Origin of the sequence: Leisingera sp. M658 (genome assembly GCF_025144145.1) — a bacterium.
Taxonomy (GTDB): Bacteria; Pseudomonadota; Alphaproteobacteria; order Rhodobacterales; family Rhodobacteraceae; genus Leisingera.
In genome coordinates this window covers 1-13,674 of record NZ_CP083546.1, presented here as the reverse complement: position 1 = coordinate 13,674, position 13,674 = coordinate 1, and the positions used below count along the sequence as shown (strand labels likewise).

At 62.2% G+C, this 13,674-nt stretch carries 13 protein-coding genes; 3 read left to right on the top strand and 10 right to left on the bottom strand.

Going from position 1 to position 13,674, the window contains the following annotated elements; all coding sequences use genetic code 11:
• Positions 1–51 precede the first annotated feature (51 nt).
• The 7 genes from K3724_RS00065 to K3724_RS00035 form a co-directional block, all read right to left on the bottom strand.
• Positions 52–1,371: a pitrilysin family protein gene (locus K3724_RS00065; RefSeq protein ID WP_259988965.1), complete on the bottom strand. Its 1,320-nt coding sequence runs from the start codon at positions 1,369–1,371 to the stop codon at positions 52–54.
• Positions 1,368–2,711, bottom strand: coding sequence for a pitrilysin family protein (locus tag K3724_RS00060; RefSeq protein WP_259988963.1), 1,344 nt, complete (start codon positions 2,709–2,711; stop codon positions 1,368–1,370). The genes K3724_RS00065 and K3724_RS00060 overlap by 4 nt, the downstream gene beginning before the upstream one ends.
• A 165-nt stretch (positions 2,712–2,876) precedes the next feature.
• Entirely contained in the window at positions 2,877–3,398 is a 522-nt protein-coding gene (locus K3724_RS00055; protein ID WP_129369217.1) for a DUF3035 domain-containing protein, read from the bottom strand.
• 55 nt (positions 3,399–3,453) lie between these two features.
• Positions 3,454–3,936 carry a signal peptidase II gene (gene lspA / locus K3724_RS00050; RefSeq protein ID WP_259988961.1) on the bottom strand — a complete coding sequence of 161 codons (483 nt, stop codon included), beginning with the start codon at positions 3,934–3,936 and terminating at the stop codon, positions 3,454–3,456.
• Positions 3,937–3,954: 18 nt separating this feature from the next.
• Positions 3,955–5,544: a bifunctional phosphoribosylaminoimidazolecarboxamide formyltransferase/IMP cyclohydrolase gene (purH, locus tag K3724_RS00045; protein ID WP_259988959.1), complete on the bottom strand. Its 1,590-nt coding sequence runs from the start codon at positions 5,542–5,544 to the stop codon at positions 3,955–3,957.
• A gap of 24 nt (positions 5,545–5,568) precedes the next feature.
• A complete protein-coding gene (locus K3724_RS00040) occupies positions 5,569–7,311 on the bottom strand; it encodes a heparinase II/III family protein (protein WP_259988956.1) in 1,743 nt (580 codons plus the stop codon).
• 100 nt (positions 7,312–7,411) lie between these two features.
• On the bottom strand, positions 7,412–8,674 hold the full coding sequence (locus tag K3724_RS00035) for an RsmB/NOP family class I SAM-dependent RNA methyltransferase (protein ID WP_259988954.1): 1,263 nt from the start codon (positions 8,672–8,674) through the stop codon (positions 7,412–7,414).
• A 77-nt stretch (positions 8,675–8,751) separates the two neighbouring features.
• Between K3724_RS00035 and K3724_RS00030 the strand changes: the two genes are divergently transcribed.
• On the top strand, positions 8,752–8,943 hold the full coding sequence (locus tag K3724_RS00030) for a DUF1674 domain-containing protein (RefSeq protein ID WP_259988952.1): 192 nt from the start codon (positions 8,752–8,754) through the stop codon (positions 8,941–8,943).
• 169 nt (positions 8,944–9,112) lie between these two features.
• Here the strand turns inward: K3724_RS00030 and dapB are convergent, their stop codons facing one another.
• Positions 9,113–9,922 (bottom strand): 4-hydroxy-tetrahydrodipicolinate reductase, encoded by an 810-nt coding sequence (dapB, locus tag K3724_RS00025; protein ID WP_259988950.1) that lies wholly within the window; start codon positions 9,920–9,922, stop codon positions 9,113–9,115.
• Positions 9,923–10,017: 95 nt separating this feature from the next.
• On the opposite strand from dapB, the gene rbfA reads away from it, so the two are divergent.
• Together rbfA and K3724_RS00015 are read left to right on the top strand one after the other, a co-directional pair.
• Positions 10,018–10,413 carry a 30S ribosome-binding factor RbfA gene (gene rbfA / locus K3724_RS00020; RefSeq protein ID WP_259988948.1) on the top strand — a complete coding sequence of 132 codons (396 nt, stop codon included), beginning with the start codon at positions 10,018–10,020 and terminating at the stop codon, positions 10,411–10,413.
• Positions 10,410–11,159 carry a phosphodiester glycosidase family protein gene (locus K3724_RS00015; protein WP_259988946.1) on the top strand — a complete coding sequence of 250 codons (750 nt, stop codon included), beginning with the start codon at positions 10,410–10,412 and terminating at the stop codon, positions 11,157–11,159. Before rbfA ends, K3724_RS00015 begins: the two co-directional genes overlap by 4 nt.
• Before the next feature lie 5 nt (positions 11,160–11,164).
• Here K3724_RS00015 and rarD read toward each other — a convergent pair whose 3' ends face one another.
• Positions 11,165–12,067, bottom strand: a complete 903-nt coding sequence (gene rarD, locus K3724_RS00010; protein WP_259988943.1) for an EamA family transporter RarD — start codon at positions 12,065–12,067, stop codon at positions 11,165–11,167.
• Positions 12,068–12,261: 194 nt separating this feature from the next.
• Positions 12,262–13,674 carry a chromosomal replication initiator protein DnaA gene (dnaA, locus tag K3724_RS00005; protein WP_259988941.1) on the bottom strand — a complete coding sequence of 471 codons (1,413 nt, stop codon included), beginning with the start codon at positions 13,672–13,674 and terminating at the stop codon, positions 12,262–12,264.

The window sequence follows — 13,674 nt, the reverse complement described above, 5'->3', positions numbered from 1 at the left end:
GTGTGCTGTGCGGGTTCCTTGGCGGGGCGTCGCGGCCCCGCCTGAAAGCTGTCAGTTGGTGGTTTCCAGCCCCTCGGGGCGTCCGGCAATGGCGAAATGCAAACCGTCTGGATCCATGAAATCCGCGGCAAAGCGGTTCACATCCTCCAGCGTGACCGCGTTGATACGGTCGTTGCGGGTTTCCACATAGCTGATCGGCAAATGGTCCATCTGCATACCCGCGAGGATTGAGGCAATACGGCCATTGCCGTCAAAGCGCAGCGGATAAGCGCCAGTCAGATAGGTCTGCGCATCCTTCAGCTCTTTCTCCGTCACGCCTTGTTCGGCCATGCGGCGCCATTCATTGCGGATCACCTCGACCGCTTCGGCCATCTTGCCGTTAGCCGAGGCCACCGATCCCATATAGACCGCCGCCAGATCACGCGGCACCAGATAGGAGTAAACCCCATAGGTCAGCCCGCGCTTTTCCCGCACCTCGGTCATCAGCCGGGTTTCAAAGGAGCCGCCGCCCAGGATCTGGTTCATCACATAGGCAGTGAAGAAATCCGGATCCTCGCGCTTGATCCCCTTTTGGCCGAACAGCGCCACAGATTGCGGGGTGTCGAAATCCACAACAGTGACACCGCCCGCGATAGTGACCTCAGCCGGGCCCGGAATCGGGTCGCCCTCTGCCGGCAAGGCGCTCAGCAGCTCATCCAGGAGCACACCAAGCTCCTCGGCGGTGATATCGCCCACCGCACTGACGTACAGTCTGTCACGGGCAAAAACCGCCTCATAGGCATCAAAAATATCCTGCCGGCCAAGCGCGGAAACGGTCTCCTGAGTTCCCTTGCCGTCACTGGCATAAGGGTGGTCGCCAAAAGCCATCCGGGAGAAGGCCTCGCCTGCGATTGTGTTCGGGTTCTTGGCATCAGACCGCAAACCCGCCAGCACCTGGGCCCGGACCCGGTCCAGTGCATCCTGGTCAATCCGCGGCTCAAACAGGGTCTGGCGCAAAAGGGCCACTGCATCCTTGCGGTTTTCGGTCAGGAAGCGGGCGGAAATGGACACTGAATCCTTGTCAGCATCATAGGAAAACTCAGCCGCCAAAGATTCCAGTGCGCGGGCATAATCCTGCGCCCGCAGATCACCGGAGCCTTCCTCCAGCAGTCCAGTCATCAGGTGCACCGCCCCGCGTTTGCCGGGGGCATCCAATGAGGTGCCGCCGCGAAAGCGCAGCTCAAGAGCGGAGAAGGGAATCGCGTGGTCCTCGACCAGCCAGGCGGTGATACCGCCGGGTGAGGTGACTTCTTCGATCTTGATCCCGGCCATAGCAGGCAGTGCCAAGCAGCAGGCCAGCAAAGACGCAGCGATAAATTTCAGCAAGGTCATTGTGTCACCTCCTGGCCGCGCGTCATCCAACCGGTGACTGACGTTTCAGGCCGCAGAACCTCATTGGCGGCGGCGATGATCTCATCCGCCGTGACCGATTGCAGGATCTTCGGCCAATCCTGCACATCCTGCACTGTCAGCCCGATGCTGAGCGCCTGGCCATAGCGGTTGGCAATTCCGTTCACGTTGTCGCGGTCATAGATTTCAGCGGCGCGCAGCTGCAGCTTGATGCGCTCCAGCTGGGCTTCGTCCACTCCTGCTTCCAGAAAGCGGGCGATAGTGGCATCCAGCGCCTGCTCGGCCTGATCCATGCTGACACCCTCAGCCGGAACCACAAGAAAGGTGAAGGACGTATCATCCAGCGAGCTGCCCGAATAAAAGGCACCGGAATAGACGGCGACCTGCTGGTCGAACTGCAGCGCATTGGCCAGGTAAGAAGTGCTGCCGCCGCCCAAGAGTTCGGCCAGCAGGTAAAGTGCTGCAGCTTTTTGCTGGGCGCCGCTGTCGCGTTCAGGCGCCAGATAGGAGCGTTGCACATAGGGCTGGGCAACCCGCGGATCCTGAAAGGTGATGCGACGGGCTGCCGTCTGCGGCGGCTCCTGGCTGCGGAAGCGTTCCGGCAAGTCAGGGTTGGCTGGGATCGCGCCATAATACTGCTCAGCCAGCGCCTTAACATCTTGCGGCTTCACATCGCCGGAGACCACCAAGATGGCGTTATTGGGCGCATAATAGGTGCGGTAAAAGGACAGCGCGTCCTCCATATCCAGGCTTTCCATCTCGTGGCGCCAGCCGATCACCGGCTGGCCGTAACGGTGATTCAGATATTGCACCGCCTGCAGCTGTTCGCGAAACAGGGCCACCGGGTCATTGTCGGTGCGCTGGTTGCGCTCTTCCAGGATGACCTCACGCTCGGTGGCGATATCTTCTTCGCCGAGCCGCAGATTGGTCATCCGGTCGCTTTCCATCTGCATCATCAGCTCCAGCCTGTCGGCGGCGACGCGCTGGAAATAGGCGGTGTAATCATAGCTGGTAAAGGCGTTGTCCTGGCCGCCATTGGCGCGCACGGTGGCCGACAGCTCACCCGGGGCAAGCTTGTCGGTGCCCTTGAACAGCAAATGCTCCAGGAAGTGGGCAACCCCGGACTGGCCCGGCGGCTCATCCGCGGAGCCGGCCCGGTACCAGACCATCTGCTGCACCACCGGCGCGCGATGGTCCTCAAGCACCACCACTTCCATGCCGTTGTCCAGGGTGAACGCGGTCACCGCCTCATCTTCTGCCCATAGCGGGCCAGTCAGGGCAGCAGTCAGCGCTGCGGCGGCCAATGTGATCCTTTGGATCATCTGGCATCCTCCAATTTCTGCACATTTGCCCTTGCCTGGCACAGTGCGGTTACTGCTCGTTTATTTAATGCAGCCACAATTCGCCACCCATTGCCAGCAGAAAGACTGCTGTCAACCTACGCTGCTGCTGGCGTCTTACAAGACTGGCTGGCAGAAAAGTGAGGATCAGAAACCGTCAACCGGCGGTGCGGATGGGGTAGCAGCCCCGGCACGGCGGAATTGTTCGTTGGCGGCATGCGGGTCCAGCGTCTGCTTTTTGTAAAGCTGCTCGTAGCGATCCACCGGCAACAGTTTGATCCTACCCACACGGCGATTGCGGTGGCGGAACTTGGCGTCCTCTTCGGCGACCGTTTCGCGCACGCCCGGTTCCACACCATAGCGGCTGGATGCTGTCACAAGGGCCGCATCGCTGGACGGAATGCCGCTGCCAGGAACCAATGCGCCAGGTTTGCCGCCCAGGGCAGCAACTGCTTCTGCCTGCGGATTGGGATCCGTTAGATTGGCGCCGCCCGGCGTCGGGGCCGGCAGGCTGCTGTAGCTTTCCGGCGTGCTTAGCGGCTTGGAGGGCAGAACCAGGAATTCATCCGGACCGGTGCCGGGCTTCTGGATGAGGCGCAGCCCCTTTTGCCCGCAGCCGGCCACCGCCAGCGCGCCTGCCAGAACAATCACTCCGAACGGGATCCGCATTACCCCAAACTCCTGCCTGTTTCTCAGCGCTTCTAGCGCAATTGCCCTGCGAGGTCTACGCAGGCTTTTTGCGCCGCCCATCAAAGTAGATCAGCCCTGCTGCGCCTGCAAAGATGAAGATATCGGCGACATTGAACACAAACGGGTTCTGGATGCCGCAGCACGATGTGTTCAGGAAATCCAGCACGTATCCGTACAGCAGCCGGTCTGCGACATTGCCCAGCGCGCCGCCGATCACCAGCCCGGCCGAGAGCTGCATGCCCCGCGACGCCTTTTGCGCGCGGGCGATCCAGATCACAAGGGCCAGGCAGATCGCCAGTGACATTCCGATCAGAATCCAGCGTGACGCCTCATCTCCGCCGCCGAACAGGCCGAAGTTGATGCCGGTGTTCTCTCCGTAGCGGAAGTTAATAAACGGCGGCAGCACGTCGATCCGGTGGCGCTGGTCCAGCCCCATCCAGTGGATTACCAGGTATTTACTTGCCTGATCCGCCAGAAACGAAAGGCCGGCGCCCCAGATCATCCAACGTGCTGCCATTGTCTTAGCTCTGCCTGCTTAGTGGCGGAAGTGGCGCATGCCGGTGAAGACCATGGCCAGGCCCGCCTCGTTGGCCGCCTTGATCACCTCGTCGTCACGCATCGAGCCGCCCGGCTGAATGACGCAGGCCCCGCCTGCAGCTGCAGCTTCCAGCAACCCGTCCGCGAAGGGAAAGAACGCATCCGAAGCGACTGCGCAGCCCTTGGCGAGGCTTTCTTCCAGGCCCAGTTCGGCGGCCATACGGCCTGCCTTGGCGGCGGCCACATTGGCGCTGTCCAAGCGGCTCATCTGGCCGGCGCCGACGCCAACGGTGGCGCTGTCCTTCACATAGACGATGGCGTTGGATTTGACGTGTTTGGCAACTTTCCAGGCAAACAGCATGTCCTGCATCTGGGCATCAGACGGAGCCTTTTCGGTCACCACCTTCAAGTCCTCCATGCCGACGTAGCCCACGTCCTTGTCCTGTACCAGCATACCGCCGGCCACCTGTTTGTAGGCGGTGATGGCTTTGCGCGGCTCGGGCAGACCATCCGTCAACAGCAAGCGCAGGTTCTTTTTGGCGGCAAAGACCGCCTTAGCCTCCTCCGAAGCACCGGGCGCAATCACCACTTCGGTGAAAATCTCGGTGATCTTGGCGGCGGTTTCGGCGTCCAGCGGCTGGTTCAGCGCGACGATGCCGCCGAATGCGGAGGTGCGGTCACAGTCGAAAGCCTTTTGATAGGCCTCGGCCAGGGTCGCGCCCTTGGCCACGCCGCAGGGGTTGGCGTGTTTGATGATCGCGACGGCGGCGCTGTCGGCGGGGTCGAACTCCGCCACCAGCTCATAGGCTGCGTCAGTATCGTTGATGTTGTTGTAGCTCAGTTCCTTACCCTGCAGCTGCACGGCGGTGGCCACGCCGGGACGGTTGGAACCATCGGTATAGAAGGCCGCTTCCTGGTGGCTGTTTTCACCGTAACGCAAGGTCTGCTTCAGCTCGCCGGCAAAGGCGCGGCGGCGCGGGGTCTTTTCTTCGATTGCCGTGGCCATCCAATTCGACACAGCCGCGTCATAGGCAGCCGTGCGGGCATAGGCAGTCTGCGACAGGCGCTGGCGGAAGGCGTAGGAGGTCTGGCCATCGTTGGCGTCCAGCTCTGCCAGCAGTGCCTCATAGTCCTGAACGTCGGTCACAACGTTCACGAACAGGTGGTTCTTGGAGGCCGCACGGATCATTGCCGGGCCGCCGATGTCGATGTTCTCAATCATCTCGTCATAACCGGCACCGCGCGCCAGCGCCGCTTCAAACGGGTAGAGGTTCACCACCAGCAGGTCGATGGCGCCTATGCCATGTTCGTTCATTGCGGCAACATGGGTATCATTGTCGCGCAGCGCCAGCAGGCCGCCATGCACCATCGGATGCAGGGTCTTCACCCGTCCGTCCATCATCTCCGGAAAACCGGTCACTTCCGAGACATCCTTGACCGTTAGGCCGGCTTCACGCAGCGCCTTGGCAGAGCCGCCGGTCGACAGCAGCTCAACACCGCGCGCAGACAGCGCCTTGCCCAGCTCGATCAGGCCGGTCTTGTCGGATACGGAAAGCAGCGCACGGCGTACGGGGTGAAGGTCGGTCATGGCAGGGCGGTCCTTTTCAAAGGCTCAGTCAAACGTCTCGGGTTCGTCCCGGTTCAGGTCTCGCACGGCAATGGCAGTCTCCTGCGCTTTGCTGAGCGTCCACCGGATGCGCGTCGCATAACCCATCGCGCGTCCGGATAAAACGATCTGCTTTGCCGCACGCGGCTTCAAGCGGGTCTTTTCCAGGAAAACGCTCGGCTCCAGCCGCAGCCGGCAGGTTCCGTCATGGCGGAACACCCAGATTTCCCCGCTCTTGAGCGCCATGGATACCGCGGTGCCGCCCAAGTCAAGGGCCGCGTCCACCTCAGGGTGCAGATGCAGGCGGAGGTCAAAGCCGATGCCGCCCTCAGCGTTGGAATCCCGCACCTTGGTGAACTGACGCTTGGCAGCATCGTCCAGCGCCACCAGCATGTCTTCGCCGCTCAGGGCCCGCCCGTCAAACGCCAAATCCAGGGTGCGCGCATGGGTCAGCCCGAAATGAGAAGTATAGCCATTGTGCCCGCCCTGAAAACGGCAGCCATCAGCCAGGTCTCTGACCTCCAGCGGCACCTCATCAGGCGCTTCGATCAATTCCTCATGGCCGGTGGTTTTATGCGGCGCGGCCAGCCGGGCGCTGGAGTGCCCCTCAATACACAGCGTGGAATGCGAAGGCGTGGCGCGCCCGGCCCGGCGCCATTCGACGCCAAAAGTTTCGCCCGATCCGCAATTCACAATCAGAGGCCGCCGCCCTGATGTCAGCTCAAACGCCAGGGTCGAGGCGTGGCCATAGTTCGACGCCTTGCCCTTGGGCGGCGCCGAGGCATCGACAAGTACCGAGGTCCGCCGCGCAGACAGCCGGGCAAACCCCATTGCCAGCCCATCCGCATGGCGCTCAGCCACATGGCTGGCCGCGAGGGCATGGTCCAGCCGCCCCTCCAATCCGCGGCCGCCGCCATGAAACCGTGCCAGCCCGCCATCGCTGTGGCGCAGGGTGCGCAAAGTGGGGGCGATCCGCTCGATCGCATTGATATGCGCAGGCGGCACTGCGCGCCCGGCTTCATGCAGGGCAGCCGCAGCCCAGGTCAGCAGGGTGAAAACCTCCAGCAGTTCCTCAGGGTTGCGGGTTGGCAGCCCGCCCTGGTCATCAATCTGCGCCTCGCATTCTGCGGCCAGCGCGCGGACCGCCGGGTCCGCCAGCTCTTCGCGCCCCTGCAGGGCAAGACCGGCATAGATCAAGCCGCATAATGCCTCGAACCGGGGCAGGCCCGGCGCGGCCCCCTGCCAGCGCTGTGCCAGGAACCAGGTCTGCTGTGCCAGTGAATGATAAAAGGCTTCGGTCTCGTCTTTTTCCTTGCCGCTGAGCAGGAACAGCGCGTGGTTGATCCAGCGGATCACCCGCCGCCCGGTCAGATCGGGCAGCCAGGCCAGCCCGCCGCTGCGTCCGTGCTGTTGGATCCAGCCCCAGACCCATTTCTGCGCTTTGGCGCGGGCCTTGAAATCCCCGACCGCTGCCAGGTCATCGAGCCAGGAAAAACCGTGCCGCTCCGCATCGAAAGCCGCATCCGGCGCGGCGACCTCCCACAATCCGGTGTCAGGCGATTCGACCAGGTACCCGGCAAACAGCAGGTTGCCAGCCACCAGCTGACGGCCACGGGCAAAGCTGCCGATGGTGCGCGGCTCGGGCTGCGAGACAAAGCCGGTAGCAGCCGGCTGGCTGCGCGCCCGCCAAGCGTAATAGCTGTTCAGCAGCCGGGTGCCGCGGCCGGCCATTCTGTCAAAAGTGGACATGCTCTTTTTGCCTCACGCCGGATTTTGCCAGGGCGTTTTGGCGCGAGCATAACGCGAGGGGCGGATCAAGTCACCGGCGAATACCGGGGACGCCCCAGGGTCACGCGGATTTGCGCAAAAGGGCCATGTAGAACCCGTCCATACCGCCGCGTTCCGGCCAGTAGTCGGGGCGCAAGCGCAAGCCGCCCTCTTCGCTGATCCAGTCCGGAACCACGCCGGGCACCTGCAATCCTTCGCGGTCGACTGACATCTCCGGGAACATGTCCAGCGCTTCCTCCACCTGGCATTCGCCCTCATCCGGCAGCAGGGAGCAAGTGCAGAACATCAGCCGCCCGCCAGGTTTCACCAGGGTCCAGGCGTGGGCCAGCATCTGCGCCTGCAGTTCGATCAGGGCGCCAAAGTCACTGCCATCTTTGGCCTGCGGCAAGTCCGGGTGGCGGCGGATTGTGCCGGTGGCCGAACAGGGGGCATCCAGCAGCACGGCATCGAACTGGCCCTGCTGTTCCAGTGCATCGCCCACAACCAGCTCCGCTTGCAGTCCAGTGCGGGTCAGGTTTTCCTGGAGCCTGGACATCCGGTTTTGGGAGACATCCACTGCGGTCACCTTGGCACCCGCGGCCGCCATCTGCATGGTTTTACCGCCCGGCGCTGCACAAAGTTCCAGCACATTCTCACCTGGGCGAACATTCAGAATGCGGGCGGGCAACGCGGCGGCAGCATCCTGGATCCACCAGTCGCCGGTCTCATATCCCGAAAGCGCCGATACCTGCCCGGCATTTGCGATCCGCACAGAACCGGTGGGCAAGATTTCCCCGTTCAAAGCGCTCAAGTCCGAATTGGGTTTAGCCGTCACATCCAGCGCGGCACCGGCGTAATGCGCGGCCTCCATGCCCAGCATCGCCTCCGCTCCCCAGGCCTGCACCAATGGTTTGCGCAACCAGTTCGGCAGGCGCGGCACACGCAGCTTGGCCCATTCCCCCGGGCCGTCCTCTGCCACCTTGCGCAAGACCGCATTGACCAGCCCCTTGAGCTGCCCGTGGCGGCGGTGCTTGGAGACAATGGCCACCATAGCATTCACGACACCGTGCGCCGCGCCGCCCGAACACAGTTCCACCGTTCCCAGCCGCAACACATTCAGCACAGTTATTGGCGGTGTTTTCTTCAGATGTTTCTTCAGCACCCGGTCAGCGCGTTCCAGGTTGCGCAGGGTTTCCCCAGCCAGCCGCTGCGCCCGTGCCCGGTCTTCCGGCGCCAGCTTCTCCAGGGCACCTGCGGCATAGCATTCCGCCAGCAGCCGCCCCTCTCCCATAACCTGATCCAACAGGTGTACCGCGGTGCGGCGGGCGTGATTGGCGTCTGACATCTGGCAACTCCTCAGGGCGCGGCTTGTTTGCGCGGGACAGGGGCGTATATCATGGGCCAAGCATAAAGGAACCCGCGATGAGCGACGATACTCCACTTGGTACAAATGGCCTGCCTCCCGCCGCCCTGCGCGCATTGGCCGAAGCCGAAGAGCGCCGCAAGGCCGCTGCGCTGCAGGAGCCGCGCCCCAAGGAGCTGGGCGGACGCGATGGACCCGATCCAGCCCGCTATGGCGATTGGGAGAAAAAAGGCATCGCCGTCGATTTTTGAGCCGCGGCCGGGGGCTTTGCCCCCTCGCAGGCGCTGCCTGCTCACCCCCAGAGTATTTTCCCAAAGGTGAATGACCTTCATCTTTTCAAAAATACTCACATCCCGCTGCCGGCAGGCGGCTTTGCCGCCGAGAGGCGAGGAGCGGCCACTCGGGGCCGCATTTCAGACCTCAGAGCCCCAGCACATCCACCATGTCATATTGTCCCGCCGCCTTGTCCTGGCCCCAAAGCGCAGCCTTCAGCGCGCCGCGGGCAAAGATGGCGCGGTCGGTCGCCATATGGCGCAGCACGATGCGTTCGCCAGCGGCGGCAAACAGCACGTCATGCTCGCCCACGATGTCACCGCCGCGGATGGCGGTGAAACCGATGTCGCCGCGCTTGCGGGCGCCGGTGATGCCATCACGTCCGGAATCGCGCACATCTGACAGATGAACGCCGCGGCCTTCGGCTGCGGCTTCGCCCAGCATCAATGCAGTGCCAGACGGAGCATCGACCTTGTGGTGGTGATGCGCCTCGATCACTTCGATGTCGAAATCCTCGTCCAGCGCCGCGGCGACCTTTTTGGTCAGCTGTACCAGCAGATTCACACCAAGGCTCATGTTGCCGGCGCGCACGATCACTGCGTGCCGGGAGGCCGGCTCCAATTGGGCGATCTGCGCATTCGTCATGCCGGTGGTGCCGATCACATGCACCGCGCGCGCTTGGGCTGCCAGCTTGGAAAAGTTCAACGTCGCTTCCGGCGATGTGAAATCAATCACCGCCTGCGCTTTGGAAAAAGCCTCCAGCGCATCCGACGTGACGGTGACACCAACGGGCGCCCCGCCCATTGCTTCGCCCGCATCGCGGCCAACCCAGGCATGCCCTTCACGCTCCACCGCGCCGGTCAGCCTGGCCTTATCGCTTTCCAGCACCGTCTTGATCAGCATCTGCCCCATGCGGCCTGATGCGCCGGTAATCACGATCCCTGGTTTGCGGGTCATTGGCCCATTCCTTTTTCAATCTGGTTCAAGCTGGATTTTTCCTACATTGCCGGGCAGCGCTTGGCAAAGCCCGCAAACCGGCATAGATCGGAAATATGGCAAAGAACAAATTCCAAGATGGCCCCGGCCCTTCCCAGCGCCAGCTTCGCGTCGGCGAACTGATCCGCCGATCTCTCTCTGAGGTGCTGGCGCGCGGGGATGTGCATGACCCGGACCTGAACCGCATGTCGATCACCGTAGGCGAGGTGCGCACCTCGCCGGATCTGAAAATCGCCACTGCCTTTGTGCTGCCTTTGGGCGGCAAGGGACAGGAGGACGTGCTGAAGCTCCTCGCCCGGAACAAGGGTGAGCTGCGCCGCGCGGTCGGCAAGAAGCTGGGGTTGAAGTTCGCCCCGGATCTGCGCTTCCGGCTGGATGAGACCTTTGATCAGATGGACGATACCCGCCGGATGCTGTCCCAGGACGCGGTGCGCCGCGACACGGAAGAGTGATCCGCAAGGCCGCCTTGCTGCTGGCCGCGCTCTGGGCCGCCCCGGCCGCAGGCGCGGTGGAATGCAGCGATGCGGCCTATGAAGGCAACCGGTATTCGATCTGCGAGGTGGATGCATCACGGGAGCAGCTGCGGCTGTTCCTGCGCGATGGCGACGGGCAAGTCTACGGGCATTTTTCCACGCTGGACACGGCGCTGGCGGAAGACGGCAAAGCGCTGGTATTTGCCACCAATGCCGGGATGTATCACCGCGACCGCTCGCCCGTGGGTCTTTATGTCGAAGACGGCGCCGAGGAAATGCGGCTGGTAACCAATGCAGGCCCTGGCAACTTCGGCCTGCTTCCCAATGGCGTCTTCTGCATCCGCGAGGGCCGGGCTGATGTTTTCGAAACATTTGCTTTCGGCAAAGCCGCCCCCGCCTGCGCCTATGCCACCCAATCCGGGCCGATGCTGGTGATCGATGGAGAGCTGCATCCGCGCTTCCTACCGGATTCGGACAGTTATTATGTGAGGAACGGGGTCGGCACCTCAGCCGATGGCCGCAGCGTCGTCTTTGCCATCTCGCGCAATGCGGTGACGTTTCACCAGTTCGGAAGCCTGTTCCGGGATTACCTGAAGCTGCCAAACGCGCTGTATTTCGACGGCAATATCTCGCGCCTGCACGCGCCTGAGCTGGGCCGCAGCGATGCGGGCTTCATGATGGGGCCTGTTGTGGGCGTGGTCGAGGACGCAGCTGCCGGCGAATAGCCCTCTTAACCCGGGCGTTTTCGCATCTGCCGCACCATCGGAATCGAGTAGATAACCAAAGCCGCCCAGATCATCGGGAAGGCGATCATCCTGGCACGTCCGAATTCCTCGCCAAACAGCAGTACCGCAGCCAGCATGATCATAGTCGGTGCGATGTATTGCAGGATTCCCATGGTCGACAGCCGCACCAGCTTGGCCCCGTTGGCATAGATGATCAACGGCACCGCGGTGACAACACCGCACCCCAGAAGCAGCGAGGTGTCGCTGAAAGAGGTGCCAAAGCTGCTGCTGCCGGTCGCCGCGAGATAGGCAAAATAGCCCAGCGCCGGGAACAGCAGGATCAGTACCTCCAGCAGAAAACCCTGATTGGGGCCGATCGGCAGCGATTTTTTGAAAAACGCATAAAACCCCCAAGTCAGCGTCAGCCCAACCGAGACCCAAGGCACGCTGCCGGCTTCGACCGTCAGAACCACCACTGCAGCAGCGGCCAAAGCAACAGCGGCCATTTGAGCCTTGGTGAGCGGCTCACGCAGCAGAAAGGCGCCCAGGGCAATGCTGAACAACGGATTGATATAGTAGCCCAATGCCGCGTCCAACGCCCGGCCAGAGGCAATCGACCACACATAGATCCCCCAATTCACCGAAATCAGCGCCGCAGTGATACAGGTCATGCCCAGCATCCGGGGGTTTTTCAGCGCCGCCTGCAGATCCCTTGTCCGCCGCAGGATGAGCAGAAGCGCCCCTGCGACGGGCACTGACCAGATCACCCGGTGGGTAACAACCTCAGCTGCGGGAATATGCGACAGCGCTTTCATGTAATGCGGCAAAAACCCCCACATCAGGTAGGCCGCAATTGCAAAAGCCAGCCCGCGGGGCGTGTCTGTGATTTCGAAGGCCGGCTGTGTCATGCGGAAGTTCCTGTCCAGAACACTGTTATGGCTGGTTTTGACCGGGTTGAAACTTTGTTTTCCGTGATAACGGGTATTCGCTGCATTTATGGGTCTGCCGGCATGCCGTTCCGGACTCATTACGCAACAAAACGGCCCCGGAAACCGGGGCCGCAGTGCAAATTGGGGTAAGCAGTTTGGGCTAAAACCGCCCGTCAGGCTTCAAGCGACCGGCGCAGCATCTCCACATCTTCTGCGATCTGGCCGTCAGTGGTCTTCAGCTCCTCGATGCGCTTCACACCATGCATGACAGTGGTGTGGTCGCGTCCGCCAAAGCGACGGCCGATTTCCGGCAAGCTGCGGCTGGTCAGCTGCTTGCACAGGTACATCGCCACCTGACGCGGGCGGGCGTAAGAACGCAGGCGCTTGGGGCCGATGATGTCGGACATGCGGATATTATAGTACTCGGACACCTTGCGCTGGATCTCTTCGACAGTGATCTTTCGCTCGGAGGCCCGCAGCACGTCGGCCAGGCAGTCCTGGGTCAGATCCATGTCGATCTCGCGGCCTACCAGCGAGGCAAAGGCGAACAGGCGGGTGAGAGCGCCTTCGAGCACGCGCACATTGGTCGAGATGCGGTGTGCCAGGAATTCCAGCACGCCAGCGGCGATGCTCAGGTCCGGATAGGTTTTGCGCTGGTGCTCCACCTTGGTCTGCAAGATGCCCAGGCGCAGCTCATAGTCGGTCGGGTGCAAATCCACCACCAGGCCGCACTGCAGGCGGGATTTCACCCGGTCTTCCAGATCCTTGATCTCGCCCGGGGCGCGGTCGGCAGAGATGATGATTTGCTTATTCTGATCCACCAGCGCGTTAAAGGTGTGGAAGAATTCCTCCTGGGTGGAATCCTTGCCGGCGATGAACTGCACGTCATCCACCATCAGCACGTCAACCGAGCGGAACAAGTGTTTAAAGTCCATCATCTTGCGCTCGCGCAGCGCTTGCACAAAGCGGTACATGAACTGTTCCGCCGACAGATACAGCACGTTGAGCGACGGGTTCTTTTCCTTCAGCTCCCAGGCGATGGCGTGCATCAGGTGGGTCTTACCCAGACCGACTCCGCCATAAAGCACCAGCGGGTTGAAGGTGACCGGGCCGCCTTCGCCAACGCGGCGCGCGGCAGCATGAGCCAGTTCGTTCGGCTTGCCCACGACAAAGCTGTCGAAGGTAAAGCGCGGGTCCAGCGGAGCCGCCTGCAGCGCTTCAAGCGTGTCCTTGCCACCTGCCGATGTCGGAACAGCAGCGGGTGCTGTCATCACCGCCACGTCGCCCTGTGCGCCGCCATAGGCATCAGCCGCTCCGGCGGTGTCTGCAGGACGTGCCGGGCTGTTGGCAGCAACCCGGAAGGCCAGGCGCTGGACCGGCTCACCGGACATGGCCAGCTCATGCAGAATCAGATCCGCAAAGTTCTGGCTGACGTAGTTCCCCATGAAATTCGTCGGCACCTTGAAGACGGCAACGCCGCCGTCCACGGTGTCAAACTCCAATGGCTCAATCCAAGTTGTGAAATTGTTCTGGCCGACCGTCTTCAACAGCCGGTTTCTGAGCTGTCCCCATTTTTCTTCTGTCAT

Coding starts and splice junctions, on each gene's coding strand:
- K3724_RS00065 (WP_259988965.1), bottom strand. CDS start 1,371: ATGACCTTGCTGAAATTTATCGCTGCGTCTTTGCTGGCCTGCTGCTTG.
- K3724_RS00060 (WP_259988963.1), bottom strand. CDS start 2,711: ATGATCCAAAGGATCACATTGGCCGCCGCAGCGCTGACTGCTGCCCTG.
- K3724_RS00055 (WP_129369217.1), bottom strand. CDS start 3,398: ATGCGGATCCCGTTCGGAGTGATTGTTCTGGCAGGCGCGCTGGCGGTG.
- lspA (WP_259988961.1), bottom strand. CDS start 3,936: ATGGCAGCACGTTGGATGATCTGGGGCGCCGGCCTTTCGTTTCTGGCG.
- purH (WP_259988959.1), bottom strand. CDS start 5,544: ATGACCGACCTTCACCCCGTACGCCGTGCGCTGCTTTCCGTATCCGAC.
- K3724_RS00040 (WP_259988956.1), bottom strand. CDS start 7,311: ATGTCCACTTTTGACAGAATGGCCGGCCGCGGCACCCGGCTGCTGAAC.
- K3724_RS00035 (WP_259988954.1), bottom strand. CDS start 8,674: ATGTCAGACGCCAATCACGCCCGCCGCACCGCGGTACACCTGTTGGAT.
- K3724_RS00030 (WP_259988952.1), top strand. CDS start 8,752: ATGAGCGACGATACTCCACTTGGTACAAATGGCCTGCCTCCCGCCGCC.
- dapB (WP_259988950.1), bottom strand. CDS start 9,922: ATGACCCGCAAACCAGGGATCGTGATTACCGGCGCATCAGGCCGCATG.
- rbfA (WP_259988948.1), top strand. CDS start 10,018: ATGGCAAAGAACAAATTCCAAGATGGCCCCGGCCCTTCCCAGCGCCAG.
- rarD (WP_259988943.1), bottom strand. CDS start 12,067: ATGACACAGCCGGCCTTCGAAATCACAGACACGCCCCGCGGGCTGGCT.
- dnaA (WP_259988941.1), bottom strand. CDS start 13,674: ATGACAGAAGAAAAATGGGGACAGCTCAGAAACCGGCTGTTGAAGACG.